This window comes from Cronobacter sp. JZ38, from assembly GCF_008932145.1.
Taxonomy (GTDB): Bacteria; Pseudomonadota; Gammaproteobacteria; order Enterobacterales; family Enterobacteriaceae; genus Cronobacter; species Cronobacter muytjensii.
In genome coordinates this window covers 1,966,338-1,991,279 of record NZ_CP017662.1, presented here as the reverse complement: position 1 = coordinate 1,991,279, position 24,942 = coordinate 1,966,338, and the positions used below count along the sequence as shown (strand labels likewise).

The window sequence follows — 24,942 nt, the reverse complement described above, 5'->3', positions numbered from 1 at the left end:
AGTTAACGGCGCGATTACTTGAGGTATTCACCGCTACGCAGCGCTTCGATACGTTTATCCAGCGGCGGGTGCGTCATGAAGAGTTCGCTCAGCGATTTCGATTTACCGTTGATGCAGAACGCCATCATGCTGCTCGCTTCCTGCGGCTCATAGCTCGTTTTCAATCGCTGAAGCGCGGCAATCATCTTCTCGCGGCCGACCAGTTTCGCCGAGCCTGCGTCGGCGTGAAACTCACGGTAGCGCGAGAACCACATGGTGATGATGCTCGCCAGAATACCGAACACCAGCTCCAGCACGGTTGCCACCGCGAAATAAATCAGCGGGTTGCCGTTGCTCTCTTCGCCCTCGTCGCGGTTTCCGCCAAGGAACCCTGCCGCTACCTGCGCGATAATGCGCGAAATAAAGATAACGAAGGTGTTTACCACGCCCTGAATCAGGGTCATCGTCACCATGTCACCATTGGCGATATGGCTGATTTCGTGGGCGATAACCGCCTCCGCTTCATCGCGGCTCATATTCTGTAAAAGCCCGGTACTGACAGCCACCAGCGAGGCATCACGGCGCGCGCCGGTCGCAAACGCGTTAATATCCGGCGCATGATAAATCGCCACCTGCGGCATCGCGATGCCCGCCTGGCGTGATTGCTGCGCCACGGTATCCATCAGCCAGCGTTCCGTTTCGTTACGCGGCGCTTCGATAACCTCGCCGCCTACCGATTTCAGCGCCATCCATTTGGACATCAGCAGCGAAACGATCGAGCCGCCGAAGCCAAACAGCAGCGCCATGATCAGAAGGCCCGTCACGCTGCTTGACTGGATCCCTGTCAGGCTGAGCACCAGACCGAACACCACCATGACGGCCAGGTTAGTCAACAGGAAAAGCGCAATTCGCATCATAATTTTCTTTTTACCTCGGTTTAACAATACGCCTTATGCGATTACACACATCGTAGGGGCGCGCACGCCGTTTTCAAGCACCACAGGCTGGCAAGTCTCTAAAAATACGAAACTTTACATTTTGTAGCATTTCGCTGACGGGGGGATAACACGATGCTAAAAAAACCGGCGCATCATCTGCGCCGGTTGGGGAGTTTACTTCTTCGCGGCATCGGCCTGCGCCGTGCTCTCTTTGGTCATATCCGCCAGATCGAGCGCGATATGGACCGTTTCATCGAGATACGGATCCGGCTCCTGATAATCCTTCGGCAGATCGTCGAGTTTCGCCAGCGGCGGTTTCCCGGCGCGCTTCAGGCGGTCGTTGATACGCGCCAGCCGGGTTGCGTCATCTTCGCGGTTCTCTTTTTCACGCTGAGCCAGATTAAGCGATACGATATTACGCTTATCTTTCATGGCGTTAAAACGAGCAATGTCCTTGATGATGTACTGAAACTCCGGATCTTTCGCGATACGATCGTTATGATTCTTGAGCAGTACAGGGCCGACCGGTTTGAGATCGCCTGACTTCTCATACGTGGCGGCGTTAATGCTATCCCACGGCAGCGCGTTATCCTCGAATTTCTCACCGGTTTCGGTCTCTTCATTGCCGGTCGGCATGATGATGTCCGGCGTCACCCCTTTACGCTGGGTGCTGCCGCCGTTGACACGGTAGAACTTCTGGATGGTGTACTGCACTGAACCCAACGCCGGCCATTCCGGACGCAGCATCTGATCGTAGATGCGGTTCAGCGAACGATACTGCTGCACGGTGCCCTTCCCGAAGGTCGGCTCGCCGACAATCAGCGCGCGGCCATAATCCTGCATTGCGGCGGCGAAAATCTCAGACGCCGAGGCGCTGAAACGGTCGACCATCACCACCAGCGGGCCTTTGTAATAGACCACGCCGTCGGTATCGCGATCTTCACGCACCTTGCCGTTGTTATCACGCACCTGAACTACCGGGCCGGACGGGATAAACAGACCGGAGAGCGAAACCGCCTCGGTCAACGCTCCGCCGCCGTTGGAGCGCAGGTCAATAATTACCCCGCTGACGTTCTGTTTCTCAAGCTTCTGGAGCTGCACTTTCACGTCATCGGTGAGACCAACGTAGAAGCCAGGAATATCCAGCACGCCGATTTTTTCTTTACCGACATTTTTCACTGACATCTTCACGGCACGGTCTTCAAGACGAATGCGCTCACGCGTCAGCGTAATAATGCGGGTTTTAGTGCCTTTACCGGCAGGCAGGATCTCAAGGCGCACTTTGCTGCCCTTCGGCCCTTTAATCAACGCCACGACGTCATCAAGACGCCAGCCGATGACATCCTGCATCTGCTGACCCACCTGACCGACGCCGACAATACGATCGCCAACGCTAATCGCCTTGCTTTTCGCAGCCGGACCGCCTGCGACCATGGAGTTGATAACGGTGTAATCGTCGTCCATTTGCAGTACCGCGCCGATGCCCTCAAGCGAGAGGCTCATTTCGGTGTTGAACTGTTCGGTGCTGCGCGGTGAGAGATAATTGGTGTGCGGGTCGATTTCGTGCGCGAAGGCGGTCATCGCCAGCGAGAACACATCTTCACTGTTGGTTTGCGCCAGGCGACGGATCGCGAATTTATAACGCTTGGTCAGTGTTTCGCGAATTTCCGCATCGGTTTTGCCGGTCAGCTTCAGGCTCAGCTCATCATATTTGACTTTGCCGTCCCAGAGCTTATTCAGCTCCGCTTCGCTGGCAGGCCAGGGCGCCTTGCTGCGATCGATATCAAACGTATCGTTACCGGTGAAATCCATCGGTCTTTCGAGCACTTTCAGCGCGTATTGATAGCGCTCAAAACGGCGCTGCTGTGCCAGATTATAGAGATCGTAAAACACGTCGAGCTTGCCGCTGCGCAGTTCGTCGCCGATCTGGCCCTTTTTCTTCGCGAACTGTTCAACGTCACCCGCCAGCAGCACGTTATGGCTGTAGTCGAGCAGGTTGAGGTAGCGATCGAAGATTTTGGCGGAGAAGGCTTCGTTAAGATCGAACTGGCGATAGTGAGAGCGGGTGAACCGGGAGGTCACGCGCTCGCTTACTGTGGCATGCTGCGGTTCTTCTTTAAGAACCGGGATCTGGTCAGGACGGGTAATGTCATCCACGGCCAACGCCTGGCCCGCCATCAGCAGCAGGCCGGCGACGGCGGTAAGCTTAAAAAAAGTGTTCATGCCCTGGTTGACCTCCGTTTCAGAACAATAAATGTTCTGCGCGTACAATCATCGACATACCAGAAGTCAGCTGTACACGGACGCCATCTTTGGTAATTTCCTGCACGGTGGCGTCCATCGCGTTATTGCCTGCTTTCACCTTAATAGCCTGGCCGACGCTGAGCGCCGTGATGTCAGATACCGGGGTGTGACGTTCTTCACGCGCAGGGCGTGGCGCTTTAGCAGCGGCGGCTTTAGCCGGACGAGGTTTACGCTCGGCGTTTTCCTTACGGCGCGGAGCCGGACGCGGCTTACGTTCACGACGCTCTGCGCCGTTTTCTTCGCCTTCAGCGCCTGCCGCTTCGCGTTTTTTCGCCTGCTGCTCGGCGCGCTGCGCCTGAACGCGGGCTTTCGCTTCTTCAAGCTGCTTGCGGGCGTGTTCTACGTGCTGCTCTTCCAGCACGCCGCACGGATTGCCGTCGAGGTCGACACGCGTCGCGCCAGGCTTAATACCGTAAAGGTAGCGCCAGCTCGACGTATAAAGACGTAATGCGGAACGCAGTTGCGTTTTGCTGAGGTTCATTTCGCCCTCAACGCGCTCCACCAGATCCTGAAAAATGCCGATCTTCAGAGGACGCGCTTCGCCTTCAGCACTGAAACACTGCGGAAAACGTTCGGCCAGAAAGGCGATAACTTCTTTACTGCTATTCAACTTAGGTTGATTTTCCATGAAATTTCCTGATTACAACGGATGTTGCCAACAAGCCGCAGGCATGAACAGGCGTCATTATAATGACGCCATCGGTAAATGCCACGTTATCCGTTGCTTATCATGCGTCTGGCGCAAAGAATTTTTTAAAGTCAGTACCCGCAATAACGGCTTCAAGCTGCTCTACCAGGGTACGCAGGCCTTGTTCGTCGTCGGCATCGAAGCGGTTAAAGACGGTGCTGTCGATATCCAGCACGCCGAAAACCTGACCGTTAACGCGCAGCGGCAGTACGATTTCGGCATTGCTGGACGCGTCACAGGCAATATGGCCATCGAAGGCATGCACGTCATCCACGCGTTGCACTTCGCCGGTCGCAACGGCGGTTCCGCACACGCCACGGCCATAAGGGATGCGCACGCAGGCGATTTTGCCCTGGAACGGGCCGAGCACCAGCGTTTTGTCTTCCAGAAGGTAGAACCCTGCCCAGTTTACGCCATCAAGACGTTCGAACAGCAGCGCACTGGTATTCGCGAGCGTCGCCAGAAAACTGGTTTCCCCTGCCATAAGGGATTGAAAATCGCGATTGAGTTCCGCGTAAAATTGTGTTTTGTTCATTAATCCGATCGCTTTGTTGTCTTACTTACTCTGCCAGCCTACTAAAATAAGCATTAAATGCGCTCATGCTCAAGATTAATCATTTCATGAGTTACGATAACAGAATCATATAAAATAATGCTTCGCACATGGCACTCAAAACCCAACAGCTTTCTCCTGGCAAAAAACTGACCATTCACGCCATCGGCGAGCCGTTGCCGATGGAACATTATCAGCGTTGTCCGCAATGCGATATCCTTTTTATGCTGCCTGTGGTCAAGTCCAACCAGACCGCGCACTGCCCGCGTTGCGACGCGAAAATCCGCGACGGGCGCGACTGGTCGCTCACCCGGCTGGCGGCAATGGCGATAACGATGCTGCTGCTGATGCCGTTTGCTTACAGCGAGCCATTGCTGCGTCTCTACCTGCTCGGCACGCGCATCGACGCTAATCTCTTTCAGGGCATCTGGCAGATGACCCGTCAGGGCGACACCATCACCGCCGCGATGGTACTGTTTTGCGCGGTTGGCGCGCCCGCCACGCTGGTGGCCGCCATCGCGTATCTCTGGTTTGGCAATATTCTCGGCATGAACCTGCGGCCGGTGCTTCTGATGCTGGAGCGGTTGCGCGAATGGGTGATGCTCGATATCTATCTGGTGGGCATCGGCGTCGCATCTATCAAGGTGCGCGAATACGCCTGGCTTGAGCCGGGGATCGGGCTGCTGGCATTTGTGGCGCTGGTGGTGCTGAGCGTGATGACGCTGATTCATCTTAATGTGGAACAACTCTGGGAACGGTTTTACCCGCAGCGCCCCGCCACCCGCTATCACGAGGATCTCCGCGTCTGTCTGGGCTGCCATTACACCGGCGTGCCGGATAAACGCGGTCGCTGCTCGCGCTGCCACATTCCCCTGCGCCGCCGCCGCCGTCAGAGCCTGCAAAAATGCTGGGCGGCGCTGATTGCCTCGATGGTCTTTCTGCTGCCCGCCAACCTGCTGCCGATCTCCATTATCTATATCAACGGCGCGCGCCAGGAAGATACGATCATGTCAGGCATCGTCTCGCTGGCGCAGAGCAACATTCTGGTGGCGGCCGTAGTGTTCATTGCCAGTATTCTGGTGCCGTTCACCAAAGTGCTGGTGCTGCTGACGCTGCTGGTGAGTATCCATTTCAAATGCCAGCAAGGGCTGCGTACGCGCATTCTGATGCTGCGACTGGTGGCCTGGATTGGCCGCTGGTCGATGCTCGATCTGTTTGTGATTTCTCTTACGATGTCGCTGGTCAACCGCGATCAGCTGTTGTCGTTTGTCATGGGGCCGGCTGCGTTTTATTTCGGCGCAGCGGTGATTTTGACTATTCTTGCTGTTGAATGGCTGGACAGCCGCTTACTTTGGGACGCACATGAGTCAGGAAACGCCCGCTTCACAGACTGAAGCGCGAATTAAAACAAAACGTCGCATCTCTCCGTTCTGGTTACTGCCCGTTATCGCTTTGCTGATTGCGGGCTGGCTTATCTGGACAACCTATGAAGAGCGAGGCACAACCGTCACTATCGATTTCATGTCCGCCGACGGGATCGTCGCCGGGCGCACGCCGGTGCGCTATCAGGGCGTCGAGGTCGGCACCGTTCAGGATATCCGCCTGAGCGATGACCTGAATAAAATCGAAGTCACGGTCAGTATTAAAAGTGATATGAAAGAGGCCCTGCGCGATCAGACGCAATTCTGGCTGGTGACGCCGAAAGCGTCGCTTGCAGGCGTCTCAGGGCTGGACGCGCTGGTCGGCGGCAACTACATCGGCATGATGCCGGGCGAAGGCGAGCCGCGCGACCACTTCCGCGCGCTCGACACCCAGCCCAAATACCGGCTTAACACGGGCGAGTTGATGATTCACCTGCACGCGCCGGATCTCGGCTCGCTGAACAGCGGCTCGCTGGTCTATTACCGCAAAATCCCGGTCGGGCGGGTTTATGACTACTCGATTAACACCGACAAACAGGGTGTGACCATTGACGTTATCATCGAACGTCGCTTCACCAATCTGGTGAAAAAAGGCAGCCGTTTCTGGAACGTCTCGGGCGTGAAAACCAATATCGGGCTGAGCGGCGCCAAAGTGGAGCTGGAGAGCCTGGCGGCGCTGGTCAACGGGGCTATCGCCTTTGACTCGCCGGCGGATTCTGCCCACGCCGACCAGAACGACACGTTCGGGTTGTATGAAGATCTTGCCCACAGCCAGCGCGGTGTACTCGTGAAACTCGATGTACCTGGCGGCCAGGGGCTGAAGGAAAATTCCACGCCGCTAATGTATCAGGGCCTTGAAGTGGGTACGCTGACTAAACTCAATCTCAACCCAGGCGGCGCGGTCACCGGCGAGCTGACCGTCGACCCGAGCGTCGTCAATCTGCTGCGCGACGGCACGCGCATTGAGATGCACAGCCCGAAACTCTCGCTTAATAATCCGGAAATCAGCACGCTGCTGACTGGCAGTACGCTGGAACTGGTGCCGGGCGAAGGCCAGCCGCGCAACCATTTTGTGGTGTTGCCGGATGACAAAACCCCGCTGCAAAAGCCTGGCGTGTTGACCCTGACGCTGCATGCGCCGGAGAGCTACGGCATCGACGCCGGGCAGCCGGTTATCCTGCACGGCATTCAGATAGGCCAGGTGCTGGAGCGCTCGCTGAATGCCAAAGGCGTCAGCTTCTCCGTCGCTATTGATCCGCAATATCGCGATCTGGTGAAAGGCGACAGCAAGTTTGTGGTGAACAGCCGCGTGGATGTCAAAGTCGGCCTCGACGGCGTCGAGTTTCTCGGCGCCAGCGCCAGCGAATGGCTGAGCGGCGGCATTCGTGTGCTGCCGGGCGAAAAAGGCGAGATGAAAGACGATTATCCGCTCTACGCCAATCTGGAAAAAGCGGTGGAGAACAGCCTGAGCGATCTGCCGACCACGACGCTGACGCTCACCGCCGAAAGCCTGCCGGACGTACAGGCCGGGTCGGTCGTGCTGTATCGTAAGTTTGAAGTGGGCGAAGTCATCACCGTGCGCCCGCGCGCCAACGCGTTTGATATCGAAGTGCACATTAAGCCGGAGTATCGCAAACTCCTCACGACGAACAGCGTCTTCTGGGCCGAGGGCGGCGCGAAAGTGCAGTTGAACGGTAGCGGGCTGACGGTGCAGGCCTCGCCGCTCTCCCGCGCGCTTAAAGGCGCCATCAGCTTCGATAATCTTAATGGCGCGGGCGCGGGCCTTGGCGAAAAAGATAAGCGCACGCTCTATCCGTCAGAGACCGCCGCCCGCGCAGTGGGCAGCCAGATAACCCTGCACGCCTTTGACGCCGGGAAAATCGCGGCGGGTATGCCCATTCGCTATCTCGGTATCAACATTGGCCAGATTGAGTCGCTGAAGCTCATTACCGAGCGCAACGAGGTGCAGGCGACGGCGGTGCTCTACCCCGAATACGTTAACACCTTCGCGCGCGCCGGCACGCGATTCTCGGTGGTGACGCCGCAAATCTCCGCCGCGGGCGTCGAAAACCTCGACACCATCCTGCAGCCCTATATTAACGTCGAGCCGGGTCGCGGGCCGGGCCGCCGTAGCTTTGAGTTGCAGGAAGCGACGATCACGGACTCTCGCTATCTCGACGGCCTGAGCATTGTGGTGGAAGCCCCTGAAGCGGGTTCGCTGAACATCGGCACGCCGGTGCTGTTCCGCGGCATCGAAGTGGGCACGGTCACCGGCATGTCGCTTGGCAGCCTCTCTGATCGCGTAATGGTGTCGATGCGTATCAGCAAGCGTTATCAGCATCTGGTACGTGAAAACTCCGTGTTCTGGCTCGCCTCCGGCTACAGCCTGAACTTCGGGCTGGTAGGCGGCGTGGTGAAAACCGGCACGTTTAACCAGTTCATTCGCGGCGGCATCGCGTTCGCCACCCCGCCACAGACGCCAGTCGCGCCGAAAGCGCAGGCCGGTAAGCACTTCCTGTTGCAGGACAGCGAGCCGAAAGAGTGGCGCCAGTGGGGGACTGCCCTGCCTCGTTAACGCCAGCGCCCCGGTGTCACGCCGGGGCGTTTGTGCTACACTTCGCGCCCTCTTTTTCTGCCCGCTGAGGTGTGCTGTGGCGCAATCCGGTTCTGTCTGCCTTCCTGAGGCTTTTCTTGATGTTATGCGTGATGCGATGCCCGCAGGGCTTGCGATGGACGATTTCATCGCTGCCTGCCAACGCCCGCTGCGCCGCAGCATTCGCGTTAACACGCTCAAAATCAGCGTCGAGGCGTTTCTCGCGCAGGTCGCCCCCTATGGGTGGCAACTGACGCCGGTGCCCTGGTGCGCGGAAGGTTTCTGGATAGAGCGTGATGACGACGAGGCGCTGCCGCTTGGCAGTACCGCCGAACATTTAAGCGGTCAGTTTTATATTCAGGAAGCAAGCTCCATGCTGCCGGTGGCGGCGCTCTTCGCCGACGGCAACACGCCCGCACGGGTCATGGATGTCGCCGCCGCGCCGGGCTCGAAAACCACTCAAATCGCCGCGCTGATGCAAAACCAGGGTTTTATACTCGCCAATGAATATTCCGCGAGCCGGGTCAAAGTGCTTCATGCCAATATCAGCCGCTGCGGCATCCGCAACGTCGGCCTCACTCACTTTGACGGGCGCGTTTTCGGCGCCGCGCTCCCTGAACAGTTCGACGCGATCCTTCTTGACGCGCCCTGCTCCGGCGAAGGCGTGGTAAGAAAAGATCCGGACGCGCTGCGCAACTGGTCGCCACAAAGCAATCAGGAGATTGCCGCTACCCAGCGCGAGCTTATCGACAGCGCGTTTCACGCGCTCGCGCCCGGCGGCACACTGGTTTATTCCACCTGCACGCTGAACCGCGAAGAAAATCAGCAAACGGTGCGCTGGCTGCTGGCGCGCTATCCGCAGGCGGTGGAGATACTCTCGCTTGAGGGGCTATTCCCCGGCGCGGAGGCGGCGCTGACCGATGAGGGTTTCCTGCACGTCTTTCCGCAGATTTACGACTGCGAAGGCTTTTTTGTCGCGCGGCTGCGTAAAACCGCCCCGGTCGCCCCGCTGCCCGCGCCGACCTATAAAGTCGGCGCTTTCCCTTTTACCCCGATGAAAACCCGCGAGGCGCAGGCGGTCATCGCGGCGGCTGGCAAGGTGGGGCTGGTCTGGGATGAGACGCTGGCCCTGTGGCAGCGCGATAAAGAGATCTGGCTGTTCCCGCAGGCGTTCACGCCGTTTATCGGCAAGGTACGATTCTCGCGCACTGGCGTTCGGCTGGCTGAGGTCCATAATAAAGGGTACCGCTGGCAGCATGAGGCTGTGGTGGCGCTTGCCGGGAGCGATAACCCGCTCGCGTTTGAGCTCACCGCCGAAGAGGCGCAGGAGTGGTATCGCGGGCGCGATGTCTGGCTGCAGACACCGCCGGATGCTGATGACGTCATCGTCACCTTCCAGCGCCAGCCGTTGGGCCTTGCGAAAAAAGTCGGTAGCCGGCTCAAGAACAGTTATCCGCGCGAACTGGTGCGCGACGGCGTGCTGTTCGCAACGCCCGTATAAGGCGAACAAAAAATCATCGCTGAGTTTTTGGCATTTCCTGCGCTTTTGACTATGCTAAAAGTGGGGCCTGACTGGTCATACCACCTGTCTACTGTCTGAGGGAGAGCGTTATGTCAAAAACCAGCGTTAAAATCGGTACGTTCGAGATTGATGATGCAGAGCTGCACGGCAACGCGCCCGGCGAGCGCAAGCTGAGTATTCCCTGCAAATCCGACCCGGATCTCTGCATGCAGCTTGATGCCTGGGATGCCGAAACCAGTATTCCGGCTGTACTCAACGGCGAACACTCCGTGCTATACCGCGAACATTACGATCAACAAGCTGATGCCTGGATCATGCGTCTTGCCTGATTCAAAAAGAACCCGTCGCTGAAGGCGGGTTATTTATTAAGAACCTTCGGTTTTCCCTTCCCGCCTGCTTCCCCTACACTTATGACAAACGTTGTCACTCAGAGGACGCCATGTTCGCTCTGGTTTTATTTGTTTGTTATCTGGATGGCGGTTGCGATGACATCGTCGTGGATGTGTACAATTCTGAACAGCAGTGCCTGAAAGCGATGGATGAGCAGCGGATGCGTCACGGCGGCTGTTACCCGGTAGAAGATTTTATTGACGGTTTCTGGCGCCCCGCACAGGACTACAGCGATTTTTAATCACTGTACCCGAATAAGCGTCAGCGGGTTGCCGAAGACCGCGCCGGTATCAATATAATGCAGATTCCCCCTGACGAGCGGTTCGCGCAGCGGCGTATGGCCGAAATAAAACGCGTCTGCGCCGTAGATATGCTCCTCTCCTCCCGCCTGCAGGCGATGAACTCGCGCCCGGCTCCAGACCACCGCATGCGTATCCAGCGGCTGCTGCCACGCATAGCGCGACGACGGGTAATCGGCGTGCGCCACCACCAGCGTACGCGCGCCGCTTCGTATCTCTATTACCAGTGGCAACTCTCGCGCTCGCGCCAGCTGCGCGTTAACCTCACGCTGCGCGCTGTCGCCAAGCGCGAAATACCAGTTCCCTCCGTTCACTGCCCACAGCGCCCCGTCGCCGGTTTCCAGCGCCTCCAGCGCCATCGCTTCATGATTACCGCGCACCGCGAAAAACCAGCGCTTACCGATAAGCGCCAGGCAACCTGGGCTGTCGGGGCCGCGATCGATAAGGTCGCCCACCGAAATCAGCGCGTCGACGCACGGATCAAACCGCTCGGCCTTCAGCGCGCTGACAAGCAGCGCCAGACAGCCGTGTAAATCGCCCACGATATAAATGCGCCGCCAGGCCGCGCCGTCGATTCGCTGATACATCGCCTGCTCCTCTGGTTATCAGGCAAGTATAGCGCTGCACCGGCGGCGTTAGCGCGTTGTCAGGCGCTTGCGGCGTCAACGCCCGCCCGGCACCGGTGCGCATCATTAAAAGTATGTTGTAACTAAATGGCACAAAAAAGCCTTACAGTGATCCCTTTAATTCGTGTCGGGACGCTTACTCTGCTAAGGATGTTCTATGCTTAAGGTAAGCAACGTCGGGAGGTGTCCTGTGACCATTTTTACTCACGAAGCTATCGTCAGTTTCATCGGCTGTGTCGTCGCGGCCATCTTTATGATTTGGTTCTTCAGCCGCAAGCACGACAAATAGGCGACTCGCGTCAGGCCGGTTTACCAAAGCCCCAGCACGGAAGCGGCGCCGGCCATTTCACGTAGCGCATCAAGCGTCAGGATCAGGCCAAATACATAGATAAAAGGATTCATCGGAATTAACTCCTTGTTTTCCTTCTCTCAATATAACCCACTCCTTAGTCTGCTACCGGTTCGTTTATAGCGATCCACCAGAATTGGTGGGGAAATCGCCATGCGCGGATGCAGGGACACAGGCGCCAGCACGCCCCTGTGCGCAGGCGGCCTTAAACGGCTCTTCACCCTGCGCATGATGCTTTTTGCACTGGCGATAAAAAAGCCTGGACGTTTATACCGCAGCCTGTGTTATGGTTGAAGCAGAAAAGTAAAGCGGAAGTTATGGATAGACGGGCTGCCTTTTCTCAGGATAAAAAAAGACCGAATACGATTCCTGTATTCGGTCCAGGGAAATGGCTCTTGGGAGAGAGCCGTGCGCTAAAAGTTGGCATTAATGCAGGCTCAGTCGCCTTGCCATTTAAGAATAGATGACGACAGCAGCTTTTCCAGTCCGCGCCGAAAGTCGTGGTAAAAAGCGCCTGAAACGTCAATAAAAACGAAAAACCGCAGCATTCGGCCTGGAATGCTGCGGTTTTTTTATCTCTGGCGGGATCAGCAGAGCTTTTGCGCACGCTCGATAAACGGTGCGAGGCTCATCTTCTGGCCCGGATGCGCCGGATCGTCAATCTGGATGACCGCGATCGGCTGTCCCGTCACTTTGCCCTGCGCCAGCTGTTTTTCCGCAATATCGTTCAGCGGATATTGCATTAGCGTACTCGGGTTAATCGCAAACAGCGCGTTGCCCGGACGGCAGGCGAGCATGACCTCTTCTCGGTTAAACGCCCATTTGTCTTTGCCGATTTCATAGCGGCTGACCGTGATAATCTGCGGCGCGGCGAGGGCCATGCCGGAACAGGAGAGCATCAGCAGCGCAAGCAGCGATTTCTTCATTTTATTCTCACCAGTTAAAAAGGTTCCCAGGTGGCGAACAGGCTGACGCTTATCAGCACCAGCGCCCCGAGCGCCACCTCCAGTTTTGTCATCAGGATAAAACGGCGCTGCGCCGTCGCCTGACGTGAAAATTTCGGCACCAGAACATAGCGGTTAACCAGGGCTATCGCCACCATCACCGCCACCAGCGCGATTTTAACCGCCAGCATACGGACATAGCCGCTGTCAGCAGGCCAGGCGACGCCGAGAATCAACACGCTGTTAACGACGCCTGTCGCGATAACGCCCGCCACCGCGAGATGCCCGTAACGTGAAAAGCGCATCATGGCGGTGATGGCGTCCGTGCGCCACGAGGTCTCTTTCGCGAAACGCATCAGCCGCAACAGCGGCACGAGCCCGCCAAACCACCAGGCGGCGCACAGCACATGCAGCGCATAACAGAGCCGCTGGAGCGCGCCGGTTATCCCTTCATGCATCGCGCCATGCCCGACACCCGCCAGCAGCACCAGTTGCGCGCAGAACACCACGAGCAGCCCCCCTCCGCGCTGCGGCGCCAGAAACGCGCACGGCAGCGTTGCCAGCGCGAGGACAATTTGCCACAGCCAGACGGCACCAAAGCGAGTCGATAACATGGCCTGCCAGATTTCCGGACGCAGGCTGTCTGCCGGGCCATCGCCCATCAGTCCCGCCTGCACGGCGAAAATCGCGACGGCACCGACTGCCGCTATCACTGCCGTGATGCGCCACAGACGGCGTGAATCCCGCGCTAACGTCGGCCTGAGCGCGCCCGGCGTCAACAGCGCCGTGTAAAGCGCCCCGCCCGCGCCGAGCATCAGCGCCGCGACATGCGCGAAACGCAGCGCCACATAACTCCATTCCAGCACGACGTTACTTCACGCTAAAGCGGTAGCTGCCTTTGGTTTTATGGCCGTCCACCGACACCACATGCCACTGAACCTGGTATGCGCCACTCGCCAGCGGCGCGCTCAGCGGGGCCACCAGCTGTTTGTCGTCGTCTGGCGCACATTTCACCGCGCCGGTTTTAATTGTTTTGCCATCGGGGCCAGTCAGCGTCACGCCGCTGAACGCCGGTTCGATGCCTTCAGAAAACGTTAAGGTCAGCGCCTCGGGCGATGTCGCGACGGTCGCGTTCGCGGCGGGCTGTTGCTGTTGGAGGTGAGCATGCGCCCAGACGCCAGGCGCGGTCATAACGGCGGCGACAAGCGCCAGCGCACGGCAAAAACGTGCGGCGAACAGTGCCATATGAATCATTCCTTTTTATTATAAATCAGGCGCAAGAATACCCCTGCGCTGATAGCAAGTCGAGCCGCGAGGGCATTTCCCGCCACATAAGACTTGTCATCCGGCGCGCGGCGCAGTACCTTCACGGCGATTAACAGGAGCACACCATGAACCAGAACCTTGCCCAACTTCCGCAGGAAGAGATGGATAAAGTGAACGTCGATCTGGCGGCCTCCGGCGTGGCTTTTAAAGAGCGCTACAATATGCCGGTCATCGCCGAAGCCGTTGAGCGCGAACAGCCTGCCCATTTGCGCGACTGGTTTCGCGAGCGCCTTATCGCGCATCGCCTGGCGTCGGTAAACCTCTCTCGCCTGCCCTACGAGCCGAAAGTGAAATAAACCGCTTTCTGCCTCGCCCGCCGCGCCTCTTCAACATGACGGCGGGCATCTGTTTTCCCTTCCGGCGGAGCGCATATGCTACGGATTATTGATACCGAAACCTGCGGCCTGCAGGGCGGCGTTGTCGAAGTGGCGTCGGTCGATATTATCGACGGCGCCATCGTCAACCCGATGAGCGATCTGGTGCGACCGGACCGCCCTATCAGCCATCAGGCGATGGCGATACATAAAATCACCGAGGCGATGGTCGCGGATAAGCCTTACATTGAGGAAATTATCCCGCGCTATCACGGCAGCCCGTGGTATGTGGCGCATAATGCGAGCTTTGATCGCAAAGTGCTGCCCGAAATGCCCGGTGAGTGGATTTGCACGGTGAAGCTGGCGCGCCGTCTCTGGCCGGGCATTCGCTACAGCAATATGGGACTCTATAAATCGCTCAAGTTGCAGGTGGAGACGCCGCCGGGGCTGCATCATCACCGCGCGCTCTTTGACTGCTACATCACCGCAGCGCTGCTGCTGGAGATCATGAAAGTGTCCGGCTGGACGCCGGAGGAGATGGTCAATATCACCGGACGCCCGCAGCTTATCGCCACACTGCCGTTCGGCAAATACCGCGGCGAACCGGTGGCGGAGATCGCCGGGCGCGATCCGGGGTATTTGCGCTGGATGCTCAATAACGTCAAGCAACTCAACCCCGATCTGCGCCTGACGTTAAAGCACTATCTGGATAACGATTAATCCACAAGCGGGTCCGGCGGCAGCGTGCCCTGGGCCAGCCCAATCAGAAAGGCGTACTCCATCGCCACCCCTTCATATGACTTGAAGCGTCCCGACTTCCCGCCGTGCCCTGAATCCATATCGGTACAGAGCAGCAGCAGGTTATTGTCAGTTTTCAGCTCGCGCAGCTTCGCCACCCACTTTGCCGGCTCCCAGTACTGCACCTGTGAATCGTGCAGGCCGGTCGTCACCAGCAGGTGCGGATAGCGCTGCGCGCTTACCTGGTCATAGGGGCTGTAACTTTTCATATAGTGATAAAAGGTTTCATCCGCCGGGTTGCCCCACTCTTCGAATTCGCCGGTGGTCAGAGGAATGGATTCATCAAGCATCGTGGTGACCACATCGACAAACGGCACCTGGGCGATGACGCCGCGAAACAGCGCCGGGCGCTCGTTAATCGCCGTGCCCATCAACATGCCGCCCGCGCTGCCGCCCATGCCGAACAGATAATCCGGGTCGCCATAGCCCTGCGCCAGCAGCGCATCGCAGACGTCCAGATAATCATTGAAGGTGTTTTTCTTCTTGAGGAACTTTCCTTCTTCGTACCACTGCTGGCCAAGCTCGCCCCCGCCGCGCACATGGGCGATGGCGTAGACAAAACCCCTGTCCAGCAGGCTCAAGCGGCTGGCGCTGAAATCAGCGTCGATACAGGTGCCGTATGAGCCGTAGCCGTAAACCAGCAGCGGATTTTTTCCTTCGCGGAAATGGTCTTTGTGCCAGACCAGCGATACCGGCACCTCGACCCCGTCGCGCGCCGTGATCCACAGATGTTCGCTGCGGTAGTTGCTGGCGTCGAAGCCCGCCACTTCGGTCTGCTTAAGCACGCGGCGCTCGCCGGTTTCCATATTCAGCTCAAACAGCGTGTCCGGCATGGTCATTGACGAGTAGCCATAACGCAGCTTGCAGGTTTCCGGCTCCGGGTTATAGGCGACCCACGTCACGTAGGCAGGGTCGTCAAAAGCGATGCCGAGCGACTCATGGGTTTTGCGGTTGATTTGCCGCAGGCTGGTGAGGCCGCGCTGACGCTCCTCCACCACCAGCCAGTCGGCGAAGAGCGTAAACCCCTCCAGCATAATGTGCTCGCGCGCCGCAATGATCTCTTCCCAGCGCGCCTCATCGCGCACGCGGCTGCGGTACAAACCGAAGTTTTTCCCGGCGCGGTTAGAGCGGATATAAAACATATGCTGAAAGTGATCGACGCTGTATTCGTGATCCTTTCGGCGAGGCAGAAAACTCAGCGGCGGCGCGTCAGGCAGGTCGGCGTTGACCAGCAGCACCTCCGTGGTGGTGGCGCTGCCGAGAAAAATCAGAATGAAATTTTGCGAGGTAGTTTTATAGAGGCTGACGTAGAAGGTCTCGTCTTTCTCTTCATACACCAGTTCGTCCTGGTCGGCGGCGGTATCGAGCGTGTGGCGCCAGATTTGATACGGCAGCAGCGTGACCGGGTGTTTGCGCACGTAATAGAGCGTGCGGGAGTCGTTCGCCCAGACGAAACTCGCCGAGACGTTCTCCAGCACTTCCGGGTACCACTGGCCGGTTTCAAGATTGCGAAAGCGCAGCCCGTACTGGCGGCGGGAAAGAAAATCCTCTGCCACCGCCATCACACGGTTATCCGGCGCGATATCCATCCCGCCCAGCGTGTAGAATTCGCTACGGGCGGCGCGTTTATTGCCGTCCAGCAGAACGTCCCACTCTTCCCATTCGCTGTGGATAACCGACTGGCGCTGATAGATGGCATATTCGCAGCCGGTTTCATAGATCTGCCGGTAACGATAGCCATTTTTGACATAGGGCGCAGAGACGTCGCGCGGGGGAATACGGCTGACCATTTCAGAGAGCAGCCGTTCCTCCAGCGCGCTCTGGGTGGACATCACGCGGCGTCCGTAGTCATTTTCCTGGCGCAGATAATCCAGCACTTCCGGCTGCGAGCGCGTGTCGTCACGCAGCCAGTAGTAGTTATCAATGCGGGTGTCGCCATGCCGGGTCATGGCGTAAGGTATCGGTTTCGCTTTCGGTGGCATGTCGCTGTTCTTTTTGTTTAACACACTGTAAGGGTGGCAAAACCCGCGCGCGTTGCAAGCGAAACATGCCTGTTTATCGCATTATCTGCTTATCCCGGCAGCGCTTTTTTCTCCTGCTGGATGTCACGCTCGATCTCTTCGCGCACCTCCTGCGGGATTTTCAGGGCGTCGCCGAGCGCCTGCAAATAGCTGCGCTCCATAAAATGGTCAATATCAATGGCCGCACAGCTCAGGAAATAGAGTTCCAGCGCTTCTTCTTCATTTTTCACGTCGGCGGCAAGACGCATCGGGTCGAGCGGCTGGTTAATGGCCTGCTCCACCAACACACGCCCCTGTTCTTCAATGCCCGCGTCGCGCAGCTGACGTTCAATCGCCGCGCGCTCGCTGTCGTCGATATGACCGTCGCTTTTGGCGGCGAATACCAGCGCGAGAATTAACCGCTCTGCGCGCCTGTCGATCGGCGTCTGCTGCTGACCATATTGCGGCTCATCCTGATGCGCCGCGCGGATTTTATCTTTGTACTTGTTCCACAGTACCGTGCCGGCAACCGCCCCGCCGCCGACCAGCAGCGCGCCGCCGCCATATTTCGCCAGCAGCTTGCGCGATGATTTACTCGCGACCAGCAGCCCGGCCAGGCCGCCCAGCGCGCCGGGAGAGAGAAGTTTATTTAACCCCTTTGAGCGCAGCGCGTCCTGAATCCCTGACGCGCCGGATGATGACCCTGCGCCGCTTTGCCCCAGCATTGACTGAAGCTGTGTTAACCAGTTGCCCATAATGTTCCTCTGCGCGGATTAGTGATAACCCAAGCGTAAGCGAGTGGACGTCAAGATGTGTCGGGAACCGCAAGGAAGGGAAAAGACGCGGCCCGAGATGGCGGGCCGCCGGGGCTCAGTGCTGGTAGTGCGCCTGGCCTGCCGCACAATCAACCCTCACCTGATAATGGATGTCGGTGTTTTTCCCGCGCACGGTGAGCGGCACTGACCATTTGTCATCTTTACCGGTTATCTCTTTGCTGTTGATCCAGGCGACCGGATCGGCCTGGCCCAGCGTTTTCTGATCGTCGGCCCATTTGACAATGCGGTTTTGCAGATAGTCGCGCTTCACGCTCGCGGCGATGCCTTCCGCCGTCATGCCTTCGCATTTCGGGAATGGAACCTGACGCGGATCGTCTGCGCGCGCCGTGCTCACGGCGGCGAGTAAGGCTAAGGAAATCAGGGCTCCTGCTGTTTTTTTCATCGTGCTTCTCCGAAGACGGGTGATGAAAAAAGTCTGGTACAAAAACAGCGAAGCGCAAGCAGCCCACAAAAAAGGAAGGGATAAAAAAAGCGCTATGAGCGCGGGCGACAGGCGACAGGCGACAGGCGACAGGCGACAGGCGACAGGCGACAGGCGACAGGCGACAGGCGACAGGCGACAGGCGACAGGCGACAGGCGACAGGCGACAGGCGACAGGCGACAGGCGACAGGCGACAGGCGACAGGCGACAGGCGACAGGCAGGAATGATGACCCGTGCGCCTGTTTTAAGCGATACCTGTTTTCAGCGTGCCCCCGCCTTCAGCAAATGCGCAGCATCAGGTGCGAAGGCCCGACGTACAAAAACCGCACCGCTACCTCTGAGACAGGCCGCGGCGCAGCGGAGGGGCGAATCAGGCCGCTTTGGTGCGTTTACGCGCGCTGTGCAGCGCGACAGCGCCCTCATCAGCTTCAGCTGCGTCTTCCTGAGCAGGCTGTGCCGCGTCGTTGGTTTGCTCGCTCGTTTCCTGCGGCAGACGCCCGGTGCGCACGATAGTGTTAAGGTTGTCTTTCTGTTCCGCCATCCACAGCGCCAGCTGTTCAACCTGACCTTCCGCAAAACCGACAGGCGCCTGCTCCAGCCAGCCCTCCAGGGCTTCGGCTAAATCGAGCATTTTGTCCCAGGCGTCGGCTTCCTTTTTACTGGCAAATGACATTTTTTCCACACCCTCACGGATTACGACGTATTTAATTTCTACCGCCATGATGCAACTCCCGTTACTGTATTTATATACAGTATAACGCTGTCAGACACGAAAAGCAACCGGGCGCGCACTGCGCAAAGCAAACGTTTTCGTATATACTGCCGCCAGAATTTCACACAGCAGGAAATCAGCTATGGCTATGTTAGGAACCGCTCTGCGCCCGTCAGCAACCCGCGTGATGCTGCTCGGTTCAGGGGAACTGGGAAAAGAAGTTGCGATTGAGTGCCAGCGTCTTGGCATCGAAGTGATCGCCGTTGACCGCTATGCCGATGCGCCTGCCATGCAGGTGGCGCACCGCAGTCACGTTATTAATATGCTCGACGGCGCGGCGCTGAAGAATCTGGTGGCGCAGGAGATGCCGGATTTTATCGTGCCGGAGATAGAAGCCATCGCCACCGACGCGCTCGTCGAGCTTGAAGAGCAGGGTCAGTGCGTGGTGCCGACCGCGCGCGCCGCGCGTCTGACCATGAACCGTGAAGGCATTCGTCGGCTCGCTGCGGAAGAGCTCGGGCTGCCGACGTCCGCCTATCGCTTCGCCGACAACGAGGCGCAGTTTCGCGAGGCCGTCTCGCAGATTGGCCTGCCCTGCATCGTCAAACCGGTGATGAGCTCCTCCGGCAAAGGCCAGAGCGTTATCCGCAGCGCCGATGCGCTGGATGCCGCCTGGCAGTACGCCCAGCAGGGCGGACGCGCCGGCGCGGGCAAAGTCATCGTCGAAGGCGTGGTGAAATTCGATTTCGAAATCACTCTGCTGACCGTTAGCGCCGCAGACGGCGTGCATTTCTGCGCGCCGATCGGCCATCGCCAGGAAGATGGCGACTACCGCGAATCCTGGCAGCCGCAGCAGATGAGTGATGTGGCGCTGGCGCGCGCGCAAGAGATTGCGCGGAAGGTGGTGCAGGCGCTCGGCGGCTATGGTCTTTTCGGCGTGGAGCTGTTTGTCTGCGGCGACGAGGTGGTGTTCAGCGAAGTGTCGCCGCGCCCGCACGATACCGGCATGGTGACGCTAATCTCTCAGGATTTCTCCGAGTTCGCGCTGCATGTGCGCGCGTTCCTCGGCCTGCCGGTGGGCAGCATTCGCCAGTATGGCCCCGCGGCCTCGGCGGTGATCCTGCCGACGCTCAAGAGTGACGACGTAAAATTTGCCGCGCTGTCCGGCGCGCTCGGCGCGGGGTTGCAGCTGCGTCTGTTCGGGAAGCCGGAGATTGACGGCTCACGCCGTCTCGGCGTGGCGCTCGCTACCGGCGAGACGATTGACGACGCCGTCGCGCGCGCTACCGCCTCTGCCGCGAGTGTGACGGTTAAAGGCTAAAAAAAACGCGCCGCCTTCTCAGGCGGCGCGCTTGTATCACATGGCGCAATATTACTGCGCGCCTTCCACCGCTTCGCGAGCCAGTTTCGTGATGCGATCCCAGTCGCCCGCTTCCATCGCGTCCGCCGGCACCAGCCAGGAGCCGCCGATGCACAGCACGCTTTTCAGTGCCAGGTAGTCGCGGTAGTTCGCCGGAGAGATGCCGCCGGTCGGGCAGAAACGCACCTGGGAGAACGGACCTGCGATAGCCTGCAGCGCTTTGGTGCCGCCGTTCGCTTCCGCCGGGAAGAATTTGAACTCTTTCAGGCCGTAATCCATGCCCAGCATCAACTCGGACACGGTGCTGATGCCCGGGATCAGCGGGATAGCGCCTTCGGTCGCGGCTTTCAGCAGCGGTTCAGTGAGTCCCGGGCTGATGGCGAACTGCGCGCCGGCTTCGGTCACTTCTTTCAACTGCTGCGCGTTAAGCACGGTGCCCGCGCCGACGATGGCCTCCGGCACGTCTTTGGCGATAGCGCGGATAGCGTCCATCGCGCACGGGGTGCGCAGGGTCACTTCGAGTACGCGTACGCCGCCTGCCAGCAGCGCCTTCGCCATCGGGACCGCGTGCTCCAGCTTGTTAATCACAATCACCGGCACGACCGGACCGCTTTTCAGGATCTGCTCGGCACTCGTTTTCCAGTTTTTCATCTGTGGATCTCTCCCGCCATTTTTAAAAAGTGAGGTGCGCGCCTGCGCACCTGATAGTCAGAAATCGATGCAGGTCGCGCCCTGCTCCGCCCCGGACAGCTTTTCACGCAGCGCGCCGAACAGCTCGCGCCCCGTTCCCACGCGCTGGGCGCTGAGATCCGGGTGGTACGGCTCGCGGCGCGCCAGCTCGGCGTCATCCACCAGCAGCGTCAGTTCGCCAGTCTGTCCATTCACGCGGATAATATCGCCGTCGCGCACTTTCGCGAGCAGGCCGCCGTCGTAAGCTTCAGGCGTCACATGGATGGCCGAAGGCACTTTCCCCGACGCGCCGGAAAGGCGACCGTCCGTGACCAATGCAATTTTGAAACAGCGGTCCAATAATACACCAAGCGGCGGCATAAGTTTATGTAATTCTGGCATACCGTTCGCTTTTGGCCCCTGATGTCTTACTACCACGACACAGTCGCGATCCAGCAGCCCGGCTTCAAAGGCAGGCATAACGTCATGCTGGCTCTCGAACACCACGGCAGGCGCTTCCACCACCTGGTTTTCTACTGGTACGGCGGAGGTTTTCATGACCGCACGGCCCAGATTGCCGCTCAGCACTTTGGTGCCGCCATGCACTGAAAACGGCTTGTCGATGGTGGCGATAATGGCGTTATCGAGCGAGGCTTGCGCCCCGTCGCGCCAGGCGAGTTCGCCGTTGTCGAGCCACGGCTCCTGGGTGTAACGCGCAAGTCCAAAGCCCGCCACGGTATTGACATCCTCATGCAGCAGGCCGCCTTTCAGCAGTTCTCGCATCAGCACCGGCACGCCGCCTGCGGCCTGGAAGTGGTTGATATCCGCCGGGCCATTCGGGTAAAGACGCGCCAGCAGCGGCACCGCCTCGGAGAGCTCCGAGAAGTCGTCCCAGTTGATGATGATGCCCGCCGCGCGCGCCATCGCTACCAGATGCATGGTGTGGTTCGTGGAACCGCCGGTCGCGAGCAGCGCCACAATGCCGTTCACCACCACTTTTTCATCCACCAGTTTGCCAAGCGGCATCCACGCGTTGCCATTGCCGGTAAGACGCGTTACCTGACGCGCGGCGGCGGCGGTGAGCGCCCGGCGCAGCGGCGCGTCCGGGTGCACAAACGAGGAGCCCGGCAGCTGCATCCCCATAAATTCGATGACCATCTGGTTGGTGTTGGCGGTGCCGTAGAAAGTACAGGTGCCCGGCTCATGGTAAGAGGCGGCCTCCGATTCCAGCAGCGCCGCGCGATCCACTTTGCCTTCAGCGTAAAGCTGGCGAATGCGCACTTTTTCTTTATTCGGCAGCCCGCTCGACATGGGGCCGGACGGAATAAATACGGCGGGCAGATGCCCGAACGACAGCGCCGCCATCACCAGCCCCGGCACGATTTTGTCGCATACGCCGAGATAGAGCGCGCCGTCGAACATATTATGCGAAAGCCCCACCGCCGCCGACATGGCGATGACTTCACGGCTCAGCAGCGACAGCTCCATGCCGTCCTGGCCCTGGGTGACGCCGTCGCACATCGCCGGTACGCCGCCTGCGACCTGCGCGACGGCGCCGACGCTGTGCAGCGCCTCACGGATCTGCTGAGGATAATTTTCGTAAGGCTGGTGCGCGGAGAGCATATCGTTATAGGAGGTGATAATGCCGATATTGTTACGCAGCATGCTTTTCAGCGCCGCTTTATCATCAGGCTGGCAGGCGGCGAAACCGTGGGCAAGGTTACCGCAGGCAAGGCTCGCGCGATGAACGGTCTGGCTTTTGGCCTGCTCAATGCGCGCCAGATAGGCTTCACGCGTGGCGCGGGAGCGTTCGGAGATGCGTTGTGTTACCCGTAACAATTTAGGATGCATAAAAATTCCTCTCTGGTATCTGCTGAGGCCGCCCGATTTGCGTTGCGCAACACCGCAGGGTTTTCACGTACACGCGCCAGCCGCGCCTCTCAGGAGCAAAATCGCTTCAGCCAGTGTAATGAAAAAAGCCCCGCTGGTGAATCCAGACGGGGCTTGAAAATGGAATTTTTTACACAACTCGTGTTCCGGATCATGTTACCGGTAAAGTAACGACGCTCCAGCGCGGGGGATTACTCGAATTCGCTCCAGGAACGGCCATCGCGGGTGATCATCGCCACGGACGCGACAGGCCCCCAGGTGCCCGCCTGATACGGCTTCGGCGCATCGTTGTCCGCCGCCCACGCTTCGGTGATGGAGTCGACCCATTTCCACGCCTCTTCCACTTCATCACGACGCACGAACAGCGCCTGGATGCCGCGCATGGTTTCCAGCAGCAGGCGCTCGTAAGCGTCCGCCAGATGGCTTTCGTTGAAGGTTTCGGAGTAGCTCAGATCCAGCTTGGTGGTTTGCAGATTATGCTTGTGATCCAACCCCGGCACTTTGTTAAGCACCTGGATATCCACGCCCTCGTCCGGCTGCAGGCGGATGGTCAGCTTGTTCTGCGGCAGCTCCTGCCAGGACTCTTTAAACAGGTTGAGTTCCGGGGTTTTGAAATAGACCACGACTTCAGAGCACTTCGCCGGCAGACGTTTGCCGGTACGCAGGTAGAACGGCACGCCCGCCCAGCGCCAGTTATCGATATCAACACGGATAGCGACAAACGTTTCGGTATGGCTGGTTTTGTTCGCGCCCTCTTCTTCCAGATAACCCGGCACTTTTTTGCCCTGGGCGAAACCGGCGGTGTACTGGCCGCGCACCGTTTTCTCGCGCACGTTAGTACGATCGATCCGGCGCAGGGATTTCAGTACTTTCACTTTTTCATCACGAATGCTGTCGGCGGTCAGATCTGACGGCGGCGACATCGCGATCATGCAGAGGACTTGCAGCAGGTGGTTTTGGATCATGTCGCGCATCTGGCCCGCCTGATCGAAATACCCCCAGCGGCCTTCGATACCCACCTCTTCGGCCACGGTGATTTCCACGTGATCGATAGTGCGGTTGTCCCAGTTGTTGACGAACAGGGAGTTGGCAAAGCGCAGCGCCAGCAGGTTCAGCACCGTTTCTTTACCAAGGTAGTGGTCGATACGGTAAACCTGGCACTCTTCGAAATGTTTACCGACCTGGTCATTGATTTCGCGGCAGGTTTCAAGCGACGTACCGAGCGGTTTTTCCATGACGACGCGCGCCGGTTTGGCGTTAAGCTTCGCCGCGCCCAGCCCGTCGCAGATCGCGCCGAATGTGCTGGGCGGCATCGCGAAATAGTTAATGGTGACGCGGTTCTTCTGATCGAGCATGTCGCCAAGACGGGTAAACGCGGCGGTGTCATTCACGTCGAGATTACAGAAATCGAGACGGCCGCTTAACGTTTCCCACAGGGTTTCGTCGATTTTCTCTTTCATGAAGGTTTCAAGCGCTTCACGGACGACTTTGGTATAGGCTTTTTTATCCCAGTCAGCGCGGCCCACTCCCAGAATGCGGGTCTCAGGATGGATTTGCCCCGCTTTTTCGAGCTGATAAAGGGAAGGCAACAGTTTTCGGCGCGCCAGATCGCCTTTGGCGCCGAAAATTACCAGGTCGCACGCCTGCGCTGTTTGCGTTACCGCCATGTCTTTCTCCTCGTTTCGGAATCCCTGTCGGGACAGGTCATCATTGTAATTTTCTTACACTGCACTCTACTGCTTTTACGTCTTTCAGGATACTCCTAAGCATCTGGCGCAGGTCATTAAACCGCCGTTCAACCGCGATTATCGCTGAGAAACCGGGCTGTTGCGCGCGGCGGACGCTTTTTCCGCCGCGGCCGCCATAACAAAATCAGACCGCGATCATGTTATGAAAAAAAACAACAACTTTGTTCGCACGCGCGAGCCCACGCCGTCATTATCAGGAGTATATTCTTGATAAAACTAATCGTTGTTTCCCAATCGTGTGAAATGACTTTCTCTGCGGG

General features: G+C 58.5%; 25 protein-coding genes. 9 read left to right on the top strand and 16 right to left on the bottom strand.

Features of this window, described 5'->3' with window-relative positions:
• Positions 1–14 precede the first annotated feature (14 nt).
• The 4 genes from htpX to BJP61_RS09395 form a co-directional block, all read right to left on the bottom strand.
• The gene (gene htpX / locus BJP61_RS09410; protein WP_004386682.1) at positions 15–896 is read right to left on the bottom strand and encodes a protease HtpX; all 882 of its coding nucleotides are present in this window, start codon (positions 894–896) and stop codon (positions 15–17) included.
• A 195-nt stretch (positions 897–1,091) separates the two neighbouring features.
• The gene (gene prc, locus BJP61_RS09405) at positions 1,092–3,140 is read right to left on the bottom strand and encodes a carboxy terminal-processing peptidase (RefSeq protein ID WP_038862404.1); all 2,049 of its coding nucleotides are present in this window, start codon (positions 3,138–3,140) and stop codon (positions 1,092–1,094) included.
• Between the two features lie 19 nt (positions 3,141–3,159).
• The gene (proQ, locus tag BJP61_RS09400; protein WP_038862403.1) at positions 3,160–3,849 is read right to left on the bottom strand and encodes an RNA chaperone ProQ; all 690 of its coding nucleotides are present in this window, start codon (positions 3,847–3,849) and stop codon (positions 3,160–3,162) included.
• A gap of 100 nt (positions 3,850–3,949) precedes the next feature.
• Complete coding sequence (locus BJP61_RS09395) at positions 3,950–4,444, bottom strand: GAF domain-containing protein (protein WP_038862402.1); 495 nt, start codon at positions 4,442–4,444, stop codon at positions 3,950–3,952.
• A 128-nt stretch (positions 4,445–4,572) separates the two neighbouring features.
• Between BJP61_RS09395 and yebS the strand changes: the two genes are divergently transcribed.
• The 5 genes from yebS (at position 4,573) to BJP61_RS09370 (ending at position 10,629) form a co-directional block, all read left to right on the top strand.
• Positions 4,573–5,856: a membrane integrity lipid transport subunit YebS gene (gene yebS / locus BJP61_RS09390; protein WP_038862401.1), complete on the top strand. Its 1,284-nt coding sequence runs from the start codon at positions 4,573–4,575 to the stop codon at positions 5,854–5,856.
• A complete protein-coding gene (locus BJP61_RS09385) occupies positions 5,825–8,458 on the top strand; it encodes a PqiB family protein (protein WP_171998192.1) in 2,634 nt (877 codons plus the stop codon). Before yebS ends, BJP61_RS09385 begins: the two co-directional genes overlap by 32 nt.
• Positions 8,459–8,582: 124 nt before the next feature.
• Positions 8,583–9,977, top strand: a complete 1,395-nt coding sequence (rsmF, locus tag BJP61_RS09380) for a 16S rRNA (cytosine(1407)-C(5))-methyltransferase RsmF (protein ID WP_255485520.1) — start codon at positions 8,583–8,585, stop codon at positions 9,975–9,977.
• A 110-nt stretch (positions 9,978–10,087) separates the two neighbouring features.
• Positions 10,088–10,327: a YebV family protein gene (locus BJP61_RS09375; RefSeq protein WP_007698851.1), complete on the top strand. Its 240-nt coding sequence runs from the start codon at positions 10,088–10,090 to the stop codon at positions 10,325–10,327.
• Between the two features lie 110 nt (positions 10,328–10,437).
• Entirely contained in the window at positions 10,438–10,629 is a 192-nt protein-coding gene (locus BJP61_RS09370; protein ID WP_038862398.1) for a YebW family protein, read from the top strand.
• Here BJP61_RS09370 and BJP61_RS09365 read toward each other — a convergent pair whose 3' ends face one another.
• From BJP61_RS09365 to yobA, 5 genes are all read right to left on the bottom strand, one after another.
• The gene (locus BJP61_RS09365; RefSeq protein ID WP_171998191.1) at positions 10,630–11,274 is read right to left on the bottom strand and encodes a metallophosphoesterase; all 645 of its coding nucleotides are present in this window, start codon (positions 11,272–11,274) and stop codon (positions 10,630–10,632) included. It lies immediately after the preceding gene.
• A 348-nt stretch (positions 11,275–11,622) separates the two neighbouring features.
• Positions 11,623–11,715, bottom strand: coding sequence for a KPN_01571 family protein (locus BJP61_RS21585; RefSeq protein ID WP_217348513.1), 93 nt, complete (start codon positions 11,713–11,715; stop codon positions 11,623–11,625).
• Between the two features lie 534 nt (positions 11,716–12,249).
• The gene (locus BJP61_RS09360; protein ID WP_038862394.1) at positions 12,250–12,588 is read right to left on the bottom strand and encodes a YebY family protein; all 339 of its coding nucleotides are present in this window, start codon (positions 12,586–12,588) and stop codon (positions 12,250–12,252) included.
• 14 nt (positions 12,589–12,602) lie between these two features.
• Positions 12,603–13,472, bottom strand: coding sequence for a copper homeostasis membrane protein CopD (gene copD, locus BJP61_RS09355; protein WP_171998190.1), 870 nt, complete (start codon positions 13,470–13,472; stop codon positions 12,603–12,605).
• Positions 13,473–13,476: 4 nt separating this feature from the next.
• Positions 13,477–13,851, bottom strand: a complete 375-nt coding sequence (gene yobA, locus BJP61_RS09350; protein ID WP_171998189.1) for a CopC domain-containing protein YobA — start codon at positions 13,849–13,851, stop codon at positions 13,477–13,479.
• A gap of 146 nt (positions 13,852–13,997) precedes the next feature.
• Here yobA and BJP61_RS09345 point away from each other — a divergent pair, with 146 nt between their 5' ends.
• Both BJP61_RS09345 and exoX read left to right on the top strand, forming a co-directional pair.
• Positions 13,998–14,228, top strand: coding sequence for a DNA polymerase III subunit theta (locus BJP61_RS09345; protein WP_007734209.1), 231 nt, complete (start codon positions 13,998–14,000; stop codon positions 14,226–14,228).
• A gap of 75 nt (positions 14,229–14,303) precedes the next feature.
• Positions 14,304–14,966 carry an exodeoxyribonuclease X gene (gene exoX, locus BJP61_RS09340; RefSeq protein ID WP_075193546.1) on the top strand — a complete coding sequence of 221 codons (663 nt, stop codon included), beginning with the start codon at positions 14,304–14,306 and terminating at the stop codon, positions 14,964–14,966.
• Here the strand turns inward: exoX and ptrB are convergent.
• From ptrB to yebF, 3 genes are all read right to left on the bottom strand, one after another.
• Positions 14,963–17,026 carry an oligopeptidase B gene (gene ptrB / locus BJP61_RS09335; protein WP_171998188.1) on the bottom strand — a complete coding sequence of 688 codons (2,064 nt, stop codon included), beginning with the start codon at positions 17,024–17,026 and terminating at the stop codon, positions 14,963–14,965. The two genes, exoX and ptrB, sit on opposite strands and share 4 nt — an antisense overlap.
• 89 nt (positions 17,027–17,115) lie before the next feature.
• The gene (locus tag BJP61_RS09330; protein ID WP_038862389.1) at positions 17,116–17,799 is read right to left on the bottom strand and encodes a DUF533 domain-containing protein; all 684 of its coding nucleotides are present in this window, start codon (positions 17,797–17,799) and stop codon (positions 17,116–17,118) included.
• Positions 17,800–17,914: 115 nt separating this feature from the next.
• Entirely contained in the window at positions 17,915–18,262 is a 348-nt protein-coding gene (gene yebF, locus BJP61_RS09325) for a protein YebF (protein WP_038862387.1), read from the bottom strand.
• 22 nt (positions 18,263–18,284) lie between these two features.
• On the opposite strand from yebF, the gene BJP61_RS09320 reads away from it, so the two are divergent.
• Positions 18,285–18,530: a hypothetical protein gene (locus tag BJP61_RS09320; RefSeq protein WP_171998187.1), complete on the top strand. Its 246-nt coding sequence runs from the start codon at positions 18,285–18,287 to the stop codon at positions 18,528–18,530.
• Positions 18,531–18,673: 143 nt separating this feature from the next.
• Here BJP61_RS09320 and BJP61_RS09315 read toward each other — a convergent pair whose 3' ends face one another.
• A complete protein-coding gene (locus BJP61_RS09315; protein WP_075193967.1) occupies positions 18,674–19,024 on the bottom strand; it encodes a YebG family protein in 351 nt (116 codons plus the stop codon).
• A 133-nt stretch (positions 19,025–19,157) separates the two neighbouring features.
• On the opposite strand from BJP61_RS09315, the gene purT reads away from it, so the two are divergent.
• Positions 19,158–20,336, top strand: a complete 1,179-nt coding sequence (gene purT / locus BJP61_RS09310) for a formate-dependent phosphoribosylglycinamide formyltransferase (RefSeq protein ID WP_171998186.1) — start codon at positions 19,158–19,160, stop codon at positions 20,334–20,336.
• A 51-nt stretch (positions 20,337–20,387) separates the two neighbouring features.
• On the opposite strand, the gene BJP61_RS09305 is transcribed toward purT, so the two are convergent.
• From BJP61_RS09305 to zwf, 3 genes are all read right to left on the bottom strand, one after another.
• The gene (locus BJP61_RS09305; protein WP_038862382.1) at positions 20,388–21,026 is read right to left on the bottom strand and encodes a bifunctional 4-hydroxy-2-oxoglutarate aldolase/2-dehydro-3-deoxy-phosphogluconate aldolase; all 639 of its coding nucleotides are present in this window, start codon (positions 21,024–21,026) and stop codon (positions 20,388–20,390) included.
• A gap of 57 nt (positions 21,027–21,083) precedes the next feature.
• Positions 21,084–22,895: a phosphogluconate dehydratase gene (gene edd, locus BJP61_RS09300; protein WP_161580152.1), complete on the bottom strand. Its 1,812-nt coding sequence runs from the start codon at positions 22,893–22,895 to the stop codon at positions 21,084–21,086.
• A gap of 230 nt (positions 22,896–23,125) precedes the next feature.
• Complete coding sequence (gene zwf / locus BJP61_RS09295; RefSeq protein WP_171998185.1) at positions 23,126–24,601, bottom strand: glucose-6-phosphate dehydrogenase; 1,476 nt, start codon at positions 24,599–24,601, stop codon at positions 23,126–23,128.
• Between the last annotated feature and the right edge of the window lie 341 nt (positions 24,602–24,942).

Bases quoted from the DNA above. Each gene is read 5' to 3' on its own strand.
- htpX (WP_004386682.1), bottom strand. From the start codon at position 896: ATGATGCGAATTGCGCTTTTCCTGTTGACTAACCTGGCCGTCATGGTG.
- prc (WP_038862404.1), bottom strand. From the start codon at position 3,140: ATGAACACTTTTTTTAAGCTTACCGCCGTCGCCGGCCTGCTGCTGATG.
- proQ (WP_038862403.1), bottom strand. From the start codon at position 3,849: ATGGAAAATCAACCTAAGTTGAATAGCAGTAAAGAAGTTATCGCCTTT.
- BJP61_RS09395 (WP_038862402.1), bottom strand. From the start codon at position 4,444: ATGAACAAAACACAATTTTACGCGGAACTCAATCGCGATTTTCAATCC.
- yebS (WP_038862401.1), top strand. From the start codon at position 4,573: ATGGCACTCAAAACCCAACAGCTTTCTCCTGGCAAAAAACTGACCATT.
- BJP61_RS09385 (WP_171998192.1), top strand. From the start codon at position 5,825: ATGAGTCAGGAAACGCCCGCTTCACAGACTGAAGCGCGAATTAAAACA.
- rsmF (WP_255485520.1), top strand. From the start codon at position 8,583: ATGCGTGATGCGATGCCCGCAGGGCTTGCGATGGACGATTTCATCGCT.
- BJP61_RS09375 (WP_007698851.1), top strand. From the start codon at position 10,088: ATGTCAAAAACCAGCGTTAAAATCGGTACGTTCGAGATTGATGATGCA.
- BJP61_RS09370 (WP_038862398.1), top strand. From the start codon at position 10,438: ATGTTCGCTCTGGTTTTATTTGTTTGTTATCTGGATGGCGGTTGCGAT.
- BJP61_RS09365 (WP_171998191.1), bottom strand. From the start codon at position 11,274: ATGTATCAGCGAATCGACGGCGCGGCCTGGCGGCGCATTTATATCGTG.
- BJP61_RS21585 (WP_217348513.1), bottom strand. From the start codon at position 11,715: ATGAATCCTTTTATCTATGTATTTGGCCTGATCCTGACGCTTGATGCG.
- BJP61_RS09360 (WP_038862394.1), bottom strand. From the start codon at position 12,588: ATGAAGAAATCGCTGCTTGCGCTGCTGATGCTCTCCTGTTCCGGCATG.
- yobA (WP_171998189.1), bottom strand. From the start codon at position 13,851: ATGGCACTGTTCGCCGCACGTTTTTGCCGTGCGCTGGCGCTTGTCGCC.
- BJP61_RS09345 (WP_007734209.1), top strand. From the start codon at position 13,998: ATGAACCAGAACCTTGCCCAACTTCCGCAGGAAGAGATGGATAAAGTG.
- exoX (WP_075193546.1), top strand. From the start codon at position 14,304: ATGCTACGGATTATTGATACCGAAACCTGCGGCCTGCAGGGCGGCGTT.
- ptrB (WP_171998188.1), bottom strand. From the start codon at position 17,026: ATGCCACCGAAAGCGAAACCGATACCTTACGCCATGACCCGGCATGGC.
- BJP61_RS09330 (WP_038862389.1), bottom strand. From the start codon at position 17,799: ATGGGCAACTGGTTAACACAGCTTCAGTCAATGCTGGGGCAAAGCGGC.
- yebF (WP_038862387.1), bottom strand. From the start codon at position 18,262: ATGAAAAAAACAGCAGGAGCCCTGATTTCCTTAGCCTTACTCGCCGCC.
- BJP61_RS09320 (WP_171998187.1), top strand. From the start codon at position 18,285: ATGAAAAAAGTCTGGTACAAAAACAGCGAAGCGCAAGCAGCCCACAAA.
- BJP61_RS09315 (WP_075193967.1), bottom strand. From the start codon at position 19,024: ATGGCGGTAGAAATTAAATACGTCGTAATCCGTGAGGGTGTGGAAAAA.
- purT (WP_171998186.1), top strand. From the start codon at position 19,158: ATGGCTATGTTAGGAACCGCTCTGCGCCCGTCAGCAACCCGCGTGATG.
- BJP61_RS09305 (WP_038862382.1), bottom strand. From the start codon at position 21,026: ATGAAAAACTGGAAAACGAGTGCCGAGCAGATCCTGAAAAGCGGTCCG.
- edd (WP_161580152.1), bottom strand. From the start codon at position 22,895: ATGCATCCTAAATTGTTACGGGTAACACAACGCATCTCCGAACGCTCC.
- zwf (WP_171998185.1), bottom strand. From the start codon at position 24,601: ATGGCGGTAACGCAAACAGCGCAGGCGTGCGACCTGGTAATTTTCGGC.